General features: G+C 68.8%; 24 protein-coding genes. 15 read left to right on the forward strand and 9 right to left on the reverse strand.

Features of this window, described 5'->3' with window-relative positions; genetic code table 11:
- Positions 1-41: 41 nt before the first annotated feature.
- The gene (locus FCI23_RS39600) at positions 42-3167 is read right to left on the reverse strand and encodes an nSTAND1 domain-containing NTPase (protein WP_322973960.1); all 3126 of its coding nucleotides are present in this window, start codon (positions 3165-3167) and stop codon (positions 42-44) included.
- 304 nt (positions 3168-3471) lie between these two features.
- Between FCI23_RS39600 and FCI23_RS57110 the strand changes: the two genes are divergently transcribed.
- Positions 3472-3609: a hypothetical protein gene (locus tag FCI23_RS57110; protein ID WP_169317143.1), complete on the forward strand. Its 138-nt coding sequence runs from the start codon at positions 3472-3474 to the stop codon at positions 3607-3609.
- A gap of 272 nt (positions 3610-3881) precedes the next feature.
- The gene (locus tag FCI23_RS39605; protein ID WP_211265661.1) at positions 3882-4649 is read left to right on the forward strand and encodes a hypothetical protein; all 768 of its coding nucleotides are present in this window, start codon (positions 3882-3884) and stop codon (positions 4647-4649) included.
- A 47-nt stretch (positions 4650-4696) separates the two neighbouring features.
- Here FCI23_RS39605 and FCI23_RS39610 read toward each other — a convergent pair whose 3' ends face one another.
- A complete protein-coding gene (locus tag FCI23_RS39610; RefSeq protein WP_136728993.1) occupies positions 4697-5413 on the reverse strand; it encodes an HK97 family phage prohead protease in 717 nt (238 codons plus the stop codon).
- Positions 5414-5654: 241 nt separating this feature from the next.
- Here FCI23_RS39610 and FCI23_RS39615 point away from each other — a divergent pair, with 241 nt between their 5' ends.
- The 5 genes from FCI23_RS39615 (at position 5655) to FCI23_RS39635 (ending at position 7824) form a co-directional block, all read left to right on the forward strand.
- Positions 5655-6194, forward strand: coding sequence for a SigE family RNA polymerase sigma factor (locus FCI23_RS39615; protein WP_136729011.1), 540 nt, complete (start codon positions 5655-5657; stop codon positions 6192-6194).
- On the forward strand, positions 6191-6847 hold the full coding sequence (locus FCI23_RS39620) for a hypothetical protein (RefSeq protein WP_136728994.1): 657 nt from the start codon (positions 6191-6193) through the stop codon (positions 6845-6847). The genes FCI23_RS39615 and FCI23_RS39620 overlap by 4 nt, the downstream gene beginning before the upstream one ends.
- 207 nt (positions 6848-7054) lie before the next feature.
- Complete coding sequence (locus tag FCI23_RS39625; RefSeq protein ID WP_136728995.1) at positions 7055-7381, forward strand: hypothetical protein; 327 nt, start codon at positions 7055-7057, stop codon at positions 7379-7381.
- 34 nt (positions 7382-7415) lie between these two features.
- Positions 7416-7613 (forward strand): hypothetical protein, encoded by a 198-nt coding sequence (locus FCI23_RS39630; protein ID WP_136728996.1) that lies wholly within the window; start codon positions 7416-7418, stop codon positions 7611-7613.
- Positions 7603-7824, forward strand: a complete 222-nt coding sequence (locus tag FCI23_RS39635; protein ID WP_136728997.1) for a hypothetical protein — start codon at positions 7603-7605, stop codon at positions 7822-7824. The genes FCI23_RS39630 and FCI23_RS39635 overlap by 11 nt, the downstream gene beginning before the upstream one ends.
- 53 nt (positions 7825-7877) lie before the next feature.
- Here FCI23_RS39635 and FCI23_RS39640 read toward each other — a convergent pair whose 3' ends face one another.
- The 6 genes from FCI23_RS39640 to FCI23_RS39665 all read right to left on the reverse strand — a co-directional run bounded on the left by FCI23_RS39640 (position 7878) and on the right by FCI23_RS39665 (position 9647).
- Complete coding sequence (locus tag FCI23_RS39640; protein WP_136728998.1) at positions 7878-8078, reverse strand: hypothetical protein; 201 nt, start codon at positions 8076-8078, stop codon at positions 7878-7880.
- Positions 8079-8214: 136 nt separating this feature from the next.
- Positions 8215-8454 (reverse strand): hypothetical protein, encoded by a 240-nt coding sequence (locus FCI23_RS39645; RefSeq protein ID WP_136728999.1) that lies wholly within the window; start codon positions 8452-8454, stop codon positions 8215-8217.
- On the reverse strand, positions 8451-8654 hold the full coding sequence (locus tag FCI23_RS39650; RefSeq protein WP_136729000.1) for a hypothetical protein: 204 nt from the start codon (positions 8652-8654) through the stop codon (positions 8451-8453). Before FCI23_RS39650 ends, FCI23_RS39645 begins: the two co-directional genes overlap by 4 nt.
- Complete coding sequence (locus tag FCI23_RS39655; RefSeq protein WP_136729001.1) at positions 8651-8896, reverse strand: DUF7848 domain-containing protein; 246 nt, start codon at positions 8894-8896, stop codon at positions 8651-8653. The genes FCI23_RS39650 and FCI23_RS39655 overlap by 4 nt, the downstream gene beginning before the upstream one ends.
- Positions 8893-9147, reverse strand: coding sequence for a hypothetical protein (locus FCI23_RS39660; protein ID WP_169317142.1), 255 nt, complete (start codon positions 9145-9147; stop codon positions 8893-8895). Before FCI23_RS39660 ends, FCI23_RS39655 begins: the two co-directional genes overlap by 4 nt.
- Positions 9144-9647, reverse strand: coding sequence for a hypothetical protein (locus FCI23_RS39665; RefSeq protein WP_136729002.1), 504 nt, complete (start codon positions 9645-9647; stop codon positions 9144-9146). Before FCI23_RS39665 ends, FCI23_RS39660 begins: the two co-directional genes overlap by 4 nt.
- Before the next feature lie 435 nt (positions 9648-10082).
- Between FCI23_RS39665 and FCI23_RS39670 the strand changes: the two genes are divergently transcribed.
- From FCI23_RS39670 to FCI23_RS39690, 5 genes are all read left to right on the forward strand, one after another.
- Entirely contained in the window at positions 10083-11075 is a 993-nt protein-coding gene (locus FCI23_RS39670; RefSeq protein ID WP_322973961.1) for a hypothetical protein, read from the forward strand.
- A complete protein-coding gene (locus tag FCI23_RS39675) occupies positions 11060-11599 on the forward strand; it encodes a GNAT family N-acetyltransferase (RefSeq protein WP_136729003.1) in 540 nt (179 codons plus the stop codon). The genes FCI23_RS39670 and FCI23_RS39675 overlap by 16 nt, the downstream gene beginning before the upstream one ends.
- 147 nt (positions 11600-11746) lie before the next feature.
- Positions 11747-12355 carry a hypothetical protein gene (locus FCI23_RS39680; RefSeq protein WP_136729004.1) on the forward strand — a complete coding sequence of 203 codons (609 nt, stop codon included), beginning with the start codon at positions 11747-11749 and terminating at the stop codon, positions 12353-12355.
- A gap of 237 nt (positions 12356-12592) precedes the next feature.
- On the forward strand, positions 12593-13003 hold the full coding sequence (locus FCI23_RS39685; protein WP_136729005.1) for a hypothetical protein: 411 nt from the start codon (positions 12593-12595) through the stop codon (positions 13001-13003).
- 653 nt (positions 13004-13656) lie between these two features.
- A complete protein-coding gene (locus tag FCI23_RS39690) occupies positions 13657-14100 on the forward strand; it encodes a hypothetical protein (RefSeq protein ID WP_136729006.1) in 444 nt (147 codons plus the stop codon).
- Here the strand turns inward: FCI23_RS39690 and FCI23_RS63290 are convergent.
- Positions 14084-14467: a hypothetical protein gene (locus tag FCI23_RS63290; RefSeq protein ID WP_322973962.1), complete on the reverse strand. Its 384-nt coding sequence runs from the start codon at positions 14465-14467 to the stop codon at positions 14084-14086. The genes FCI23_RS39690 and FCI23_RS63290 overlap by 17 nt on opposite strands.
- A 413-nt stretch (positions 14468-14880) precedes the next feature.
- Here FCI23_RS63290 and FCI23_RS57115 point away from each other — a divergent pair, with 413 nt between their 5' ends.
- The 3 genes from FCI23_RS57115 to FCI23_RS39710 all read left to right on the forward strand — a co-directional run.
- Positions 14881-15351, forward strand: a complete 471-nt coding sequence (locus tag FCI23_RS57115) for an HIRAN domain-containing protein (RefSeq protein WP_169317144.1) — start codon at positions 14881-14883, stop codon at positions 15349-15351.
- Positions 15352-15418: 67 nt separating this feature from the next.
- Complete coding sequence (locus FCI23_RS39705; RefSeq protein WP_136729008.1) at positions 15419-15871, forward strand: hypothetical protein; 453 nt, start codon at positions 15419-15421, stop codon at positions 15869-15871.
- Between the two features lie 77 nt (positions 15872-15948).
- The coding region (locus FCI23_RS39710; RefSeq protein ID WP_246144515.1) for a SpoIIE family protein phosphatase at positions 15949-16588 on the forward strand (640 nt) is incomplete at its 3' end.

The following is a 16588-nucleotide window of genomic DNA, read 5'->3' on the forward strand; positions in this document are numbered from 1 at the left end:
CCAGTGTCTTCGTCCGGATCCGACGACGCACATCCCACGCTTCAACGGTAGAGCGCTGCCAACTGCCGTGAGACGAAGAGGGTGCCGCCGTCGGCGCTGAGCGCGATTCCGGTGGTACTCGGCGCGTACTCCACCGATTCGGGGAGCTCGAGGACGGTCCGTTTCCGGCGTGCCGCCACATCCCAAACGGTTATCCGTTGCTTGCCTCCGGTGCCGTCAGATTCTTCGTCCGCCTTGCCGTACGCGAAAAACCTGCCACCGGCGCTGAACGACATGAGTTCAGCGCACGCCCCGCCTAGAGTCTCGGCGAGCCCGCTGTCCTGCACGACCGTGGGCAGGGGACCGCAGGGCTTCCCCGGGAGATCGGACACGATCCGGCCGGTCTGCGCGTCCAGCAGTTGAAAGCCTGCTCCGTCCCCGGACCGGTGGACGGTGGCAAGAGTACGGCTGTCCGCACTGAACGTCGCCGAGTCGACCTCGTGGTCCTGCCAACGGGTAGTGGTGGAGCCGGCCAGATTCAGGGTGACGACCGTGGAACCGGCGCCGCTGAGATAACGGATCACGTTCGCGGCGAGATCCAGTCTGAGGTCATTGGGCGTGTCGTTGACCGGAGCGTAGCTGAATACGGGCGCATCCGGAGCGACGAGCCGCCACAGCAGAATCTGATTGTCATCCGTGGCTGCGACGAACTTTCCGTCGTCACTGAACCGCATATCGTTGATCGACGCGTCCTTCAGCTGCGGCATTTCCTTCCCCGAGTGAATGTCCCAGGTGCGGATCCCCGAGTTGGTGGCCACCGCCATCTTCCGGCTGTCCGGCGTGAATTCGAACCTGCCATCGAAGCAGTTGTCCTTTCCCGCCTTGGAAATCCACGGCGTGGACAGCTTCCGCTGCTCGGCCACATTCCAGATCTCCAACGGGCGGCCGCCATCGCACACTGCCAACAACCGGTCGTCCGGGCTGATCACCTCCCCCTGCAGTCCGGTGGCACCCGACCAGTGATGTGTCAGCAGCAGCCGTCGGCTTTTCACATCCCAGAGCTGGAGCGCATCCCCGTAGCCGAAGTTCATGAGAGTCCGCCCGCTGGGGCTGAATCCCGCGCTCGCGGAGGCGTCCCCCAAAGCCCCTCCGATCTGGTGCCCGGCTGCTATGTCCCACAACCGCACACCGTTGTCCGTCGTCATCGCGAACGTCCGGCCGTCCGGGCTGACCGCGGCACGGTCGTAACTGACGTCCTTCCCGAGTCCTTTGTAGGAACCAGTCTGTCTATGACTGCGGACGTCCCAGGTGTCGATTCGACCATCGCCGATGGACATCAACGTCCGCCCGTCCTCGGTGAGGTCGTATCCGGCTGCGGCACCGGAATCGCCATCGGGAGGGGTGAACACGTCTTCTTCCTTCTGCGTCATCGCGCCCAGTAGCGCCGACCGGGTCTCGGTCGTATGGGCGAGCCGCCACGCGGCGACGCTGAGCTGCATGGCCTTCACCGGATCGGAGAAGCGCATGCTGTCGGCGACGGCGGCGATGCGGCGCGCCTCGGCCTGAGTGTGCTGACGGTCGTTCGTACGGTTCTGCTGCACGGCGACGACAGCGGCCAGCACAGCCAGGCCGAGCAACAGGGACAGGGTGGTAACCAGGCCGCGCAGCCGGCGGCGTTCGCGGGTGCGGCCCGCGCTGCTGACGGTGAGGAAGGAACGTTCCAGGTCGGTGAGGTCCTCGGCCCCGGCTCGCACGGGCGCCGCGAACAGTTCCTCGGCGGCGCCCAGCCGGGTGCCCCGGTAGAGGGCGCCGGGGTCGCGGCCGAGGTCATTCCAGGCCATGGCGGCTTCGGTCAGTTTGCGGTGGGCACGGAGGCGTTCACGATCCTCGTCGATCCAGGAGCGCAGGCGCGGCCAGGCGGTGATCAGTGCCTCGTGGGCGAGGTCGACCGTGTTGTCATCGAGGGTGACCAGCCGGGCGCGGACGAGGCGTTCGAGTACGACGGTCGTGTCATTGGACTGGTCGGTGTCGAGTTCGGCGCGGTCGGCGGGTCGGCGGGTGTCCTGGGTGCCGTCGCCGGGGGTGATCAGCCTCAGCAGTATGCGCCGGGCGATGTCGGCCTGGGCAGGGGTGAGCTGGGTGTAGACGTCCTCGGCGGTGCGGGCGATGGCGCCGTGGATACCGCCGGCGGCGTCGTAGGCGGCTTCGCCCAGGGTCCGTCCCTTGCGGCGGCGCCAGGTCTCCAGCAGGGCGTGGGACATCAGCGGCAGTCTTCCGGGCTCGTCGGTAACCTCTTCCACGATCCTGGCGGTCAGCGCCTTCTCCACGATCAGACCGCTCGCCATGGCCGGCTTCACAACCGCCTCGCGCAACTCCGCGGGGTTCATCGGGCCGACGAGCAGGCTGGTGGCGCCCAGGGCCTGGGCCAGGGCGTCGTGCTCGGCGCAGCGCCCGTAGAAGTCGGCCCGTACCGCCAGGACCACACGTAGCCGGGTCTCCGGTTGGAGGGCGGTGAGTGCGAGGTCGATGAACGCTTTTCGCTCGGCGGGGTCGGTGCACAGGGTGAAGACTTCCTCGAACTGGTCGAACACGACCACCGTGTCGCCCGGTCCGTCCTTGGGCGTGAACAGGGCGGTATGGGTACGTGCGGGGTGCGGCCCGGGGCTGAGGATCCGGATGGCGGCCGGGCGCAGTCGCGCGGAAGGTTCGCTCTGTAGGGCGGGGATCAGTCCGGCGCGCAGCAGGGAGGACTTCCCGCTGCCGGACGGCCCGAAGACCGCGCTGAACCGGCGGGCCCGCACCAGCGCCAGAACCTCGCCGGCCAGCCGTTCCCGGCCGAAGAACCGCTCGCTGTCACCCGGCTCGAAGCGGGCCAGGCCCTGGTAGGGCGGATCACTGTCGTCGGCGGCCACCGCTGCGACGGTGGCCTCCTCGTCCACCTCCCGCCAGCGCCGCTCCCATTCCTCACCGTCACCGCCGCACGCGGCCACATAGGCCAAGGTGACCGGTAACGACGGCAGCTGCTCGCCCGCGGCCGCCCGCGACAGTGTCGTGACGGAGTAGTCCGTACCGCGCGCCATGGCCCGGTAGGTGATCCCGCCCGCCTCCTGCCGCAGCTTGCGCAACTCGAACGCGAACCGCTGCACCGGCCCGGCACCCGGGTCCAACGGACTCTCCCGTCGTCCCATCCAGCATCCCCCGCCTCCGCGCCGTGTGCATCGTGCGGTCAGCCTCGCGTCAACCTACGCACCCCGGCAAGTGGCCGCAATGCTGCGTCATCCGCTGGATTTCCTCAGCGACCATCGGTGACCTGCGGCGCGGCTTTTGTTGCGTGCGGAGACAGGGGGCTGCGCAACAACTACCCGGCCGCGAAAACTCGGTGACAGACGAGGCGAACAAGCTGGCACAGCAGCCCAGGCACAGGCCTCGATCTGCAAGTGCAATCCTCCGCGCCGCCGCCACAGTCGGCAGCGTTCCCAACAGAAGGGACACATGATGTCGTTCAAAGCCGCAAACAAGCGGATCGCGCTCACTGCGGCCGCGGTGACGCTGGGCTGCGGCCTCGCCGGCCCCGTCCAGGCCCACTCCCCACAGTCTCATCCGCAGGCAACCACCGGCTGGGTCTATTAGGCGCGACGTCTGCTCCGGTCCGGGGTCCAGCCGCCCGGTGTGCGCTCACGGGGGTGCACACGCGGGGCAGGCCGACCCAGGTCCCAACTGCCCTGGCTCCGGCGGGTCCGCCAGCGCCGGTGGCGAATTGCCGCCGTCGCCGTGAACCGCGCGGGGCATGGCGGAGTCAAAGCGGCACGCGATGCGTCAAGCGACGCGACGGGCGCCACAGCGAGCGGTACGGCGGCACCGGAGATCAACGGGCGGGCAGGAAATTATCCGAGGGGGACGGTATGAGGGCCATCGCACGACAGATGGTGCTGGACTGGGCGAGCGCTCTGGTCGGCACGGCCGCGTTGGTCGCGGTGGTGCTGCCGCTGCGTGCGGCAGCCGGGGACGACGGAGTACGGGAGGTCCCCTACGCCTCGTCCACCACGGCGTCGAACGCACCGGGTTCGTACGGGCTGCGGACGGCGGCCGCGCCGGCGGGCCACCGCAACGATCCGCTGACAGCGGACGAGATCGAGCGGGCCAGGAATCTCGCGCTGACCGGCGACCGCGCGCTGCGCACGATGAGCGAGGACGTACGCGGCCGGGCCGGGGCACCGCAGTACGTCAGCACGGACCTGGCCGAGGGGACGGCGGCCGACGGCCGGCGGGCGGAGGTGTCGTTCTACGACTACCGGGACGACACGCTGATACGGAGGACCGTCGACCTGGCGACGGGTCAGGTCGTACGCACCGAGACCGCATCGGGCGTCCAGCCGGTCCCGTCCGGGGCGGAGGCCCGCGAGGCCGCGGCCATTCTGCTCCGGGACCCGTCCGGCGGCGGGGTGAAGCAGGACTTCGAAGCCGCCACCGGCGTGCCGCTCACCGACGTGCGGCAGTTGAGTGTGCAGGCCATGGCCTACCGCGGCGCCGCCGGGCGCCGGGGACCCGACGCCGAGTGCGGCAAGCACCGCTGCGTACGGCTGTTCACCCGAGTCAAGGACGGGCCGTGGATCGACACCCGGCACTACGTCGTCGACCTCAGCGCCCGCACCACGATCCGGCTCCCGTAGCGCCGGTGCCGGCCTCCCGGCGCGTCAGGTGAAGCAGGCGGTTGTGGCTACAGGGCTTGGGCCTGAGCCAGGTACAGGGACGGCGGGTGGGATCCCGCCGTCGGCTTGGGCTCCAGGCGGCGCTGCAGGCGCTCGTACAGCGCCCGCGCGTCGGCCTCGTCGAGCCGGTCGAAGTCAGCGGACCGCATCGCGGACCCGACCGAGGTGGCCGGGTTCGCACCGAAGTTCACGACGGACACGTCGCCGCGGTGCAGGTCGACCTCTTGGATGTCGCGCTGGTCGTAGTCCGGGCTCCACATCTGGCGCGTCACCTGGGACGCGAAGCTCATCTCGTCGACGTCGCCGTCCTTGATGGCGGCCAGCATGTCGCCGACGTCGCTGCGGGCCGGGTTGACGTCGGCCTCCATGTGCAGGCCGGTGGCGTCCTCGGACAGGCGCAGGCTGCCGGCCTTGGTGTACGCCATGGCCAGCCCGGCGTGATTGAGGAGCAGCTGCACCTGCGGGTTCTCGCCGAGGGTCTTGGCGAACGAACCCTGCCGGACGACTTCGGTGTACGAGCCGAAGGGGTCGAACATCTCGAAGGGCTCTTCGGTGACGGAGGCGTAGCCCTCCACGCGGGACGCACCGCCGTCCGTGGCCGGTGCCCGCACCTCCAGGAGACCGGCTGCGCGGGCTCGACTCTTGGGGTAGGACGAAAGTGCTACGGGAGTTGGACGGTCCGGGCCGTGCAGGGGCTCTGTGACTGTGCCGATGATGCCGGTCATCCGGGTGGCTGCTCACCACGCCCAGCACCCTGTCCTACGCCGCCGGCGACAGCTCCTTTCTGCCTGGGATCGAAGGCCTTGGCTGCGATGCTGTCGACTCCAGCTCCAACCAGCCCGAGCCGAGCCCAGGGAAGTCGTGGCGGATATTCTCTCCATCACAGGCAACCTCACCCGTCTCTGAGGGTGTTCATTACGCGAAGGCCTATGAATCTCGGCTGGGGCCAGGAAAGGGACGGTGGCGATGGCTCGTGCGCCGAGGCCCGCGGAGGCCGACTTCGCCGAGTACATCCGTGCGCGTCGGGATCACTTGGTCCGCGCCGCCTACCTGCTCACCGGCGACCTGCACCAGGCCGAGGACCTCGTGCAGACCGTGCTGGTCCGGGTGTGGCCACGCTGGCCCAAGATCAAGGAAATGGAGAACGTCGACGCCTATGTCCACCGCACACTGATCTCGCTGTTCTCCACCAGCGTGCGCCGCCGCCGCTGGCGTGAGGTCAGCGCCGACCCGCAGCAGGACGGCACGTGGACCACGCCGACCGCGCCAGACCAGACCATGGCGGTCGAAGCCCGCGCGGACCTGCGCACCGCGCTCGGCTCACTGGCGCCGCGCCAACGGGCGGTCCTCGTGCTGCGGTACTACCTGGATCTGCCCGAGGCGGAGGCGGCGGACATCCTCGCCTGCTCCGTAGGGACCGTGAAGAGCCAAGCCGCCAAGGCCGTCAAGCGCCTGCGAGAACGGCAGACCAACAACGCCCTGACTGACGAGAGGGGCACCACATGAACACACCGTCGCACGAGGACGAGATCCGCTCCCTGCTCCACCACGAGGTGGAAGGCGTTCACGCCTCCGCAGACCTCGACGCCAGAGTCTTCCGCGGCGCCCGCCGAGTCCGCCGCGTCAAGGCCGGAACCATCGGAGCCATGGCACTCCTGGCCATGGGTGGCCTCTTGCTGGTCGCCTTGCCCAAGGCGCAGACCAGCACCGAGGCAACGGTGCGGGCCGCGCCGCCACACTGCCCGACGTCGATCCCGGTCGGCAGCGTCACGCCCTCGCACCGCGAGGGCGCAGACCGCACCCTGGTGCCGGGTACGCCGACAGCCGCCGTCGCCTGCACCTACCAGGTGTCAACGGCCTCGGACGGCACCCCGCAGGCCACGCTCGTCACGAGCAAGGCCCCCGTCCAGCTCACCGGCGCCACCCTGAACGGCGTGGTCGCGGCGCTGAACCAGCCCGTCCACGGGTACGCGTTCCGCTGCCCATCCGCCCGTTCGTACCGAGAGCTGATGCTGCGCTTCGACTACGGGGCCGGGCCACAGGTCACCGTCGTAGCGAACCTTCACTGCCCCGGGCTGAGCAACGGCACACTCAGCGGAGCGTTCAACCCCCAGGGGACGCTGCCCCCGGCCCTGACGGCGTTGATCACCAAGAACTGAACCTGCGTAGCAGGGCACTCCTGTTACGTGAGGGCGTGGACCTGCCCGTAGTGTGTGCTTCTCTGCTGTCCGCACCCCGCGCGGCCCGATGACGCCACATCACCCACCCGAGCGACGCCACACGACGATCAACGAAAACGTCGAAAGTCGAGAGCGACCGAAGAGCCCGAAATCTCTAGCACCGGACCCAGTGTCGGCGAGGCGCTCATGGACTGCATCCGCCAACAGGCTGACGGCACCACGACCTTCCCCCAGAAGGCCAAGACCTGCCAGTACAACATCATCGGCCTCATCCAGACCGAGCACCTCACCGAACGGGGCGTCAACGGACGCAGCCGCTTCATCGTCGGCGTCGGCTCCGGCGGCAACTGGGACGCAGTCGAGAAGGCGTGGAACGCCGGTGACCTCACCCCAGACGACCTGGAGGACCTGTTCCTCGTGCACGTCGTCGTCGAGGACATCTCGGGAGACGACACCGACACGTGGGGATTCCCCGGCGACGACTACACAATTGTCGCCACGCCCTTCTCCTGACACCAAGCAGGCGAGGCCCCGTCGTCACCGCACGATGAAGCCCCCGCCGTTCTTCTCCGCCGTGGCCCGCCGGGTCCTGCGGCACGGCGACTTCCCCAGCCGCGAAGACTTGATCGACAAGCTCGACACCTACATGATCAACCGCAACGAGACCGCCAAGCCCTACCGCTGGACCTACGACGGAACCCCCACTCAAGGTCACGTAGATGATGATGAGCAGCATGGGTACTGACGAGCAGCTTCCCGAGAACCTCACATTGGACGAGGCATACCGGGCGGCCTACTACATGGTGGAACAGTACGTCGCGCTGGAGAAGCAGCCAGACGTCGGATTGGTGCTGCTCGTCCAATACATGGAGTCAGACCCGGCGAGATGGATCGACTGGATCGCGTCGGTGCGGCGAGGACTCAGCGATGCGAGCACCATCAACCCACAAAAATAGCCGGCCGAACTACGGCCGCCGACCGCCCCTCTCCGAACTTCCGCGGAGACGTACTAGCCCTCCTCCGGCGAGCCGCATGCTGCGCAGGGGACCGTGAAGGGCGTGCCGTTGGAGTCAATCACGACGATGGCTCCCCGGCCCTCGCAGTTGGCGTTGGGGCACTCGGGCGTCTTGCTGCTGGGCAGCGCCGAGACCTGCACCCGCCGGAGGGCGGCCAGGGCTTTGGTGTAGCGGGGGTTGATCCACTGCTTCACCGAGGGCTTCGCTTTCTGTCGGAACGTGGAGAGGCCCCGACCGCTGACACAGGCGGCCGGGGCTCTTGCCGCCCCACGGGGGTGGCCATTGGGAGTGGCCGGGGCGGCTGCCGTCCCACGGGGACAGGACGGCGGTCTATGGGCGCCTGGCGTGGCCGGAGTCCCGGGCCTGCCGCCAGGACTCGTACAGCGTGGCGCCAATATCGCAGCGGGCATCCGCCGTCGCGCACTGACGACAAGCCGAGTCGTGCGCGGTGTAGAGCGTGTACCTCTCCATCAGCTTCGCCCTGGCCCTCGACTCGGCCGACTCGGGACCAGTGGCGACCATGGCCCCGCCGCTGCCGGTCTGCATCCAGCGCTCCATGCGGTCCGTCACCGTGCTGCTCCCTTCGCCGGGTAGTACTGCGGGCGTCCGTCGCCGATGTACTTCCAGTCGGCCATGGGGACCAGCCGGTTGACTTTCCGGCAGGCCGGACAGGCGCGGATGGTGCCGCCCGCGCTGTTGTCCTGGCCGACGATGCCGACCGGGATGAGTGCGCCGTCGGTGCCTCCGCACTGGTAGCAGCACGCGCTCACCGGGAAGCCCCCTCTGCCGGTACGGCTCGCCACGGCCGGGTGATGACCTCGCGGTAGGTGTCGTGGCGGGTGAGCCCGGCGTGCTGGAGGGCCCACAGCTGGGCGGGCTCGATGTCCTCCTCGAACGGCAGGGACTTTTCGCCGCACGCCGCGCACTGCATGGCGTGGGTGATGGGCTCCGCGTCCGACTCCCTGTGGGGTGAGATCGTCCAGGCCACAAACCGCAGCACCGATCGCGTCACTGGCCCATCACCCGCAACCGCACGGCCGTGTCCCGCACGGACAGCCGCGCCTTCAGCTCTTCCCGCGCTGTCAGGGGCCGGATGTCCTTGGGCTTGGCGTCCCACTCGGTGCCGCCCTTGATCTCGCGCAGCTGGATGTAGGTGCCTACGGCGGCCATCACGACAGCGTCGCGCTCTCGTCTGCTGTCGCGCACCCACGTCCCGACCGGCGGCACGCCCTCTGGCCACTGGTGTCCCTCGGTGGTGTTCACCGGGCCGCCTCCGCTCCGGGAGCGGCCAGTGCGCTGCGCAGAGCCATGGGGTTGGTCAGGCGCCCGGTGCCGTCGGGCGGAGTGATCCAGTACGTACCCGGCGAGGCGACGCGGTCCGGGGTGGGGAGGAGCATGGATCGCACGCGCCAGCGGCTGCCGTAGACCGTGATGCCGGGCACCGGGAGCCACCAGGCGGCAGTGCCGGGAGGTACGAGTACCCACAAGGTCTCGGCGCCCGGGACGTGCACGACGGGGCCGGTGACGCCGAGGTCAGCGAGGGCTCGTGCGGACTCCAGCCCGAAGCCGGGGAGTTCGACGGCATCCCAGTTGCGGCCGGTGATGAATAAGGCCATCCCGCAGGCCGCCCACTGCTGACGAATGCTCCCCGGGTCGGGCTGGGCTGTGAGCAGCCACTCGGCGCCGGTGACGGCTCCCTCCGTGGTGCGCGTAGGGGCCTTGGGGGGTTCGGAGTGCCCTGCGGGGCGCGGCGTAGCAGTCACAGTGATCAAAACCTCAGTGGGTTTGAGTTAGCGGCTTCGATTCAGTCAACGACAGCCCGCCACGCAGCGTGAGGAAAAGTCACGGCGGTGTGCGTTGCAGCCGACCGGAAATTTCTCGGTATCGGGCTCCACCCAGAGGGGCCGACTGGCTACCGTGGGTATGTGCAGGGGAACGAGGGCCTCAATAGCGCGATGCTGAAGGTGGGGTTCACCCAGGCCGAGTTGGCCGAGGCGGTGAACTCCTATCTCAGATCTGTCGGTCATGAGGGAACTGTGAGTGACCGGACGATCCGCAACTGGCTGACCGGAAAAACGCGCTGGCCGCACCCTCGGCAGCGGGAAGCGTTAGGGGCAGTATTCGGATGTACCGCCGAAGACCTGGGCTTCGCCCCACCGGCGGGCAGACACAGCCCCACAACCCCACCGGAGCAACCTGTGCGGCGACGCGACTTCCTCACCGCCACCACCGGCACGGCAGCCGTCGCCGTCCCCCTTGCCGCTAGCCGGCCAACCTCGGTCGGCACCTCGGACGTGATCCGGCTCCGTAGCGGTCTGGACGCCCTGATGGCCCTGGACGACTCGCGGGGTGGTGATGAGGGACTGGAGCGCGCGGCACTGGCCGGGGCCGCTGAGGCCGTCGAGATGCAGAAGAGATCGGCCTCCCAACGCGTCCGGCAGCGTCTGTTCAGCGTTGCGGCCGACTACACCGCCACCGCCGCCTGGTCCGCGATCGACGCCCGCCAGCCCGACCGGGCCCAGCAGCACCTTGACCGGGCGCTGTACCTGGCGGGCATGGCCAAGGACTCCATCGTGGCGCTGCGCGTCTGGAACTCGTACGCCATGCTCGCCCACCAGCGCAGCCTTCACACCCAGGCTATGGACGCTGGATATGCGGCCCAAACGACCGCCATCACACGGCGTGACCCGCTATTCGCCTCTCTCGCCCACGCCCGGACCGCCGTCGGCCACTCGAACCTCGGCGACAGACAGGCCGCCCTGCGGTCCCTGGGGTGCGCCCGGGAGGCTATGGGGAAGGCGTCCCCGGACGACCCCCGGCCGAGCTGGGTCGACTTCTACGGGCCTGCCGAGCTGACGGCCATCACGGCCATCGTCCAGGACCGGATCGGGGACTCGGTGGAAGCCGAAGCCGCCTCACACAAGGCCCTGTCCAGCATCCCGACCCAGTTCCGCCGCAACCGGGCCCTGGCCACGACACGGCTCGCCCTGGCCCAGCTCCACCAGCGCGACATCGACCAGGCATGTGCCACAGCCTCGACCGTCTTCGAGCTGATGACCGGAAGCCCGATCCCCGGCCGGATGCGGTCCCTGCTCGGCGACTACTACCGGGACTTGATCACTCTCGCGCCGAATGCCACCGTGGCCCGAGAGTGGGGAGACCGCTACCGATTCGAATGGAGCCGAGCTTGATCGCCGCCGACCTGGACGTCCGCCACTTCACCCACGACGACCTGTCGCAGATCCGCCAGGCCCTGATCGACGTGCACGCCGACGCCTACGCGGACGCGATGGACGACGAGTTCAACCAGCGCTTCCCCTGGTTCGTCGACCACTGGGGCGGTAACCCGGGCTTCGCCTGTGTGATCGCGTACGACGGTGACCAGGCGGTGGGCTTCGCGTACGGCGCTCCGGCCAATCCGGATCGCGAGTGGTGGCGCGAGCACCTCGACCCAGCGCCGGAGAAGCACCGCACGTTCTCGTTCTCCGAGATGGCCGTCCGCACGAAGTACCGCAAGACCGGGGCCGCCGCGCTGCTCGCCCGCGCCCTCGTGGAGGGCAGGGGCGAGGACCTCGCCGTTCTCCTGGTGGACACCGAACACCCCCGGGTTCAGGCGTTGTACGAGTCCTGGGGATACCGCAAGGTGGGAGAGCGCCAGCCGTTCCCGGACTCCCCTGTCTACGCCGTGATGCTCACCGAACTCCCGCTCAGCTGACCCCGGGAAACGGGAAAGCGCCCCTGCCTTCCGTGAAGGAGAGCAGGGGCATTCGTGGCGTTGGGGGGGGCGGCGGGAGGACTCGACGGGCACCACGGGGATGATGGTCAGGAGGCAACGCCGCGCGCAGATGTATTCTCCGCCGCCATGGGATTCCCCTGGTCCGAGACCATCAATGGCGTCATCGCCGCACTCGCCGCAGCCGCCGCCGGAGGCTCCTGGAAAGCGGCACACCGCTCCAGCGCCACCGCCGACGCCGTGGCCCGCATCGAACGCGAACGGTGGCACGCCGACCTCACCCCGCAGTTCGACATCACCCTGGCTCAAACGGGCGCCAGCGTGGCCTACCTCACCGTGCACCTTGAGGGCCCTGACCACCTGAGAGAGCTCGACGAAGTGACCATCGCCGTCGGCAACGACGACATGGAACACACCGCCCTCCACCCCGGTCCGCGAGCAACGCAGGCCGACTACGACGCCTTCGTCTGGGGCCCGTACCGCTTCCAGCCACGCACCGACGGAGCGGATGAACACGGCCGGAGCCCGTCCCCGTTCCCACTGGTCGTAGGCCGGGGGCGCCCGTTCTTCATGGAGCACACCCGGCCCGGGGGCTGGATGATCGGCACGACCGAGGAGATGTGGCAGCAGGAACATGCGAACCAACCCGTCCGGCTCATACTGACCTGTCGGCGCGGCCACGAAGAGTGGGTCATCGCTCGCAGCCTCGACAACCCCTCCACCACGTCCCGGGCATGACGAAACACCCCCGCCCTCCGTGAGGGCGGGGCCTTCGTCATGAGCCGTAGTACCGGTGGTACTACCGCCCTCTGACGGGTCATGAATCCTGCTCTGACCAGGGCAGATACCCTCCCCGGAGGGTATCCTTGACTCATCAGCTGGAGAGGCCGGAGCCCCTCATCCGATGGCGGGAGAGCCATGTCAGCAGCGAGTTTGACCGGGATCCCCGGAGTGCCATCCCGGGAGCTGGCCACCATGGCGAGGAGCATCGCGGCTCACCTCGGCAGGGACGGCCGGACACGGGAGGAGGCCCAGGAGTTGGGCATCCCGTTCACGCCGCTCGACCCCGAGACCCTCCTCGTGAAGTACCGCTCGCTGATGCGGCGGGCCGCGAAGGAACCGGACCGAGTGGTCGAGGTGGAGCCGGTGATCATGGAGTCCGGCGAGGCCGTGGTCCCCGGAGAGGTTGTAGACGGTCACCAGACGTACACCGAACTGAGCGACATCTCCGAGCTCCAGCCCCCGGACCTCGCTCAGGTCCTGCTCGCCGCTGCTGCTCAGGCCCTCGCGGCAGAGCACCGTGCGGCAGAGCACTTCGCAGGGTTGGTGGGCCTCCACCGCCGGGCGCAGCGGAGCGTACGCGTCCCCTCCCCGGCTTTGCACTAATACAAAGAATCCGGGGGCCAGGTATCACGAGGTCTTACGAATTCGAAGCAAAGTGGCACCTTGCTCCTGCGATCCCCAGAGCGAGGTATTCCGTTGCAGGATGCAATGAGATCGGAGGAGCTGGATGAGGACCACCTACAGAGGGCCGCTCTCCCCACGATCGAGGCCCTCCACCAGGCCCCGGGCGTCGACCCCCGGAAAGCTCGGTAAGGAGGGGCTGCTGCACGACTGGGGGGCACCGAAGCAGCCCGTACCCAGGGTGCTTGGCTCCCGGGTCCTGGTGTCCGCCCGTGGACTCCAGCGGGCCGTCCAGCCGTACGAGGAGGCACTCCGGCTGGAGGGGACCAGGTGGCTCCCCTCCGACGGGAAGCTGCTCCCGGAGACCCTCCGCCAGGGACCGGCTTCCAAGACCTTCAGGGAGTCCCTGCTCCTCCTGGCCGCTGCTCGCACTCCGGGAGAGGTCTGGGGGCGGGCCCGGTACGTCCAGTGGGCCATGGAGCACGGGGACCCGTCCTTTAGCCGGGAGGACGAACGCCTGGGTGATGCCCTCCACGTGCTCGCGGTGGCCGTAGAACACGTGGAGGGGGTCCGCAGGACGTCCCTGGAGGACCAGAGGGCAGCACACGGAGACGACCGAGACGCTGACGAGCTGTGTGGGGAATCTGGAGGCGGTGGAGGAGTCCATCAGGGCCTTCAACAAAACCACCATCGAGGACCTGTGCCGAGAGACCGAGCTGATTCACACCCCGCGAGGGGCGATCTACGAGGTGGGCGGGGCTCACGCCCGTGCGCTGTTCCACGACCGGCAGGGGCAGGCGTACGCGGACGCGGTCCTGGTGATGGAGTCGCTTGACCTGCCGCCGGAGGACTCGGGGTGGGTCGAGGTCTGGTTGGAGGCCTACCGCCTGACCGTGGTCTCGTTGAGCAGAGGGAGGCACCTCGCGAGGGTGGTCGAGCTGCGCCATCTCGGCCAGGTTCTCGGGGACGTCCTCCCTCAGCCGGCAAACATCCGGCTGGCTCATGCGAAGTGGGCTCGTTCCTGGAGCACCCCGCCGTCTGTGATCGATCGAGAAGCCCTCGCTATCGAGGGCCCATGAAGGAGGACCAAATGCCCACGCAGCCCCGTCGTCCCGCCCAGGTCGAGCCCAGGGAACCGCGGACCCCCATGCCGGTCTTCCGGCCCCGAGCGGATACCCCGACCTTCCAGCGGATCCCAGGTCGCCCGGCGACCACCAAGCCGAGGGGAGCAGTTCCCCGCTGAGAGCCACCCACCCACCTGATGACTGACGTGTCGGCGAGGTCGAGGTGTTCCAGCCCGGAGTGAAGAGCGAACTGGATCACGTCCACGATGGAGAACGCCTGGCCGACCGGCTCCCCGTTGACCAGCACAATGCGGAACGGCGGCTCGCCGTGCTGGACGCCGGACACCACGATCGGGATGCCTGGAACCCCGCTCTCGGTCATACATCTACGGTGCGGCTGACGCGGCGCCGACGCACGTCAGCAGCCGTCGGACGAGGCGTCGGCTGCCCTGCCCAAAGGGCGGTGGGATGGCGGAGGCCGACGTCTATGGCCAGTACAGCTTCACCGAGTCATCGGCCGTGGAGGCGACGGCACCGCAGGCGGCGCCACTAACACGACCTGCTGGGCTTTGCGCGAGAAGCTCCAGAGGGCCCGTCCGGCAGGGCGTACGGCGCTATGTTGTGTCGATCACTCTGTGGACACCACCGGCGCGTTCGATGGTGTCCTCGCCTGCGGGGACGCGACTCGCTGCGGCAACGGTGGGCGATGAGGCGGCGCCACCCGTCTTCGAGGGGGACTCCATGTACGTACCGTCAGATGGGCCTAAGGACCGCTTCGTACCACCGCCTGGTGCCATGCCCCGACTCCACCTGATCGACTACCAAGGCGGCTTGCGGCCATGCGAGGACTCCACCGGTCTCCTTGTGGGACCTACTGATCGGCGGCTGCACCTCGCGGGACTGCACGTGACGAACGTGAGGGGCGAGAAGTACTACTCGGACGCCGCGCGAAACGCCGACTTGCGGCCTGGCCGGCGTCTGCGTCTGGTCCGAGAGCCGGACAATCCGCACGATCCTTTCGCTGTCGCGGTCTACCCTGAGCAGGGAGAGGGCCCGGTGGGCTATGTGAACAAGCAGAAGGCTCGCTCCTGGTCAAAGCTGATCGCCGACGGCGCGCAGCTCAGTGCAGTCAGCTTGCGGGGGACAGGCCCTGGAACCACGTGCGACGCGGTCGCGGTGCTCGCCGCCGAGCCCCGGGTGGTCGATCACCTACTCTCCCCTCGGCCCGCGTCGTTTCCCGTGCCGGTCTTCCTGCGAACCAGGTGATCAGGTTAGCTGTGCCAGCTTCACGCGGCGAGAAGGCCGCCTATCAGACAGTCGCCGCTGAGCGCGTGTGGCCGAAGTGGGCACCACCCGCGTCACCCGCATCCGCGACGACCAGTGGGACACCGTCGGCGCGCGATGGGTGCTGCACGAGAACGTCTGGAGCAAGGAAGCCCTGATGGCCACCGAGAAGCCACCGCTGGAGTCCACCCGCGAAGTGCTGATGGCGGAGGAGATTCCCCCGCCGAGCTTCCTCACCTACGAGGAGTTCCTCGCAGGCACTCCCCTTCGGGACATCCGCTTCTGGTGCAGCCGGAAGGCGGTCCGCGCCAACCGGGAGCGGCTCATGAGCGGACGCCCCGCCGAGAAGATCACCACGGACGACGTCGTCGCGATCCTGACCAACGCCAGAGGCCGCTGCGCCTACTGCCGGTCCCTCGCCGTACAGGGCGCCCCCAAGCACCCCGAGACCCGCAAGCCCCCACCCGACGCCGACAGACCACCGGCCCCGCAGGCACGGTGACCGCCCGGGCGAACGTCTGCGAGCATGCGCCACCAAATAGGGGGCAAAAGGCGTACATGGGTGCCCGCAGATTCTTGGTGGACCGCCTTCTGAAGCAGCCATCGGGCCGCGGGCTGGTGGCGATCCCGCTCGTGCTGATCCTAGTGATCGCCGTGGCTGCCATCCTGTCCCCACCGGATGTCCGCCTGGCTGCGCTTCTCGTCGTCGCGCCCGCCATCACGCCTTCGTTTGCAGGGCCCCGGCTGACCGCTCTCATCGGGGTCCTGGCCGCAATCGCCCTGGTGGTCATCGACGCTGTGCGCGGCATGTTGGGGACGATGAACAGTCAAGCGCAGATCGTCGCGCTGGTGGCGGTCTCGTCCGCGGTGGTGTTCTACTCCTTCACCCGGGAGTGGCGTGACAGCAAGCTGAGTCAGGTGCGGTCGGTGTCCGAGGCGGCGCAGCGGGCCCTGCTGCGGCCTCCGCCCAGCCGGGTCGGGCCGTTGCGGGTGGCCTGGCTGTATCTGGCGGCCGAGGACGAGACGCAGGTCGGTGGTGACCTGTTTGCGGTCGCCCGCGCCGCCCATCCGTGCACCCGGGTGGTCATCGGAGATGTCCGGGGCAAGGGCCTGGGTGCCGTCGGGGAGGCCTCGGTGGTGCTGGGCGCGTTCCGTGAGGGCGCTCACCGGTGCGCCACCTTGCCCGTGCTCGCGGCGGCCCTGGAAGACAGCGTCTGCC

This window comes from Actinacidiphila oryziradicis (genome assembly GCF_005047355.1).
GTDB lineage: Bacteria > Actinomycetota > Actinomycetes > Streptomycetales > Streptomycetaceae > Actinacidiphila > Actinacidiphila oryziradicis.

Bases quoted from the DNA above. Each gene is read 5' to 3' on its own strand.
- FCI23_RS39600 (WP_322973960.1), bottom strand. From the start codon at position 3,167: ATGGGACGACGGGAGAGTCCGTTGGACCCGGGTGCCGGGCCGGTGCAG.
- FCI23_RS57110 (WP_169317143.1), top strand. From the start codon at position 3,472: ATGATGTCGTTCAAAGCCGCAAACAAGCGGATCGCGCTCACTGCGGCC.
- FCI23_RS39605 (WP_211265661.1), top strand. From the start codon at position 3,882: ATGAGGGCCATCGCACGACAGATGGTGCTGGACTGGGCGAGCGCTCTG.
- FCI23_RS39610 (WP_136728993.1), bottom strand. From the start codon at position 5,413: ATGACCGGCATCATCGGCACAGTCACAGAGCCCCTGCACGGCCCGGAC.
- FCI23_RS39615 (WP_136729011.1), top strand. From the start codon at position 5,655: ATGGCTCGTGCGCCGAGGCCCGCGGAGGCCGACTTCGCCGAGTACATC.
- FCI23_RS39620 (WP_136728994.1), top strand. From the start codon at position 6,191: ATGAACACACCGTCGCACGAGGACGAGATCCGCTCCCTGCTCCACCAC.
- FCI23_RS39625 (WP_136728995.1), top strand. From the start codon at position 7,055: ATGGACTGCATCCGCCAACAGGCTGACGGCACCACGACCTTCCCCCAG.
- FCI23_RS39630 (WP_136728996.1), top strand. From the start codon at position 7,416: ATGAAGCCCCCGCCGTTCTTCTCCGCCGTGGCCCGCCGGGTCCTGCGG.
- FCI23_RS39635 (WP_136728997.1), top strand. From the start codon at position 7,603: ATGGGTACTGACGAGCAGCTTCCCGAGAACCTCACATTGGACGAGGCA.
- FCI23_RS39675 (WP_136729003.1), top strand. From the start codon at position 11,060: ATGGAGCCGAGCTTGATCGCCGCCGACCTGGACGTCCGCCACTTCACC.
- FCI23_RS39680 (WP_136729004.1), top strand. From the start codon at position 11,747: ATGGGATTCCCCTGGTCCGAGACCATCAATGGCGTCATCGCCGCACTC.
- FCI23_RS39685 (WP_136729005.1), top strand. From the start codon at position 12,593: ATGGCGAGGAGCATCGCGGCTCACCTCGGCAGGGACGGCCGGACACGG.
- FCI23_RS63290 (WP_322973962.1), bottom strand. From the start codon at position 14,467: ATGACCGAGAGCGGGGTTCCAGGCATCCCGATCGTGGTGTCCGGCGTC.
- FCI23_RS57115 (WP_169317144.1), top strand. From the start codon at position 14,881: ATGCCCCGACTCCACCTGATCGACTACCAAGGCGGCTTGCGGCCATGC.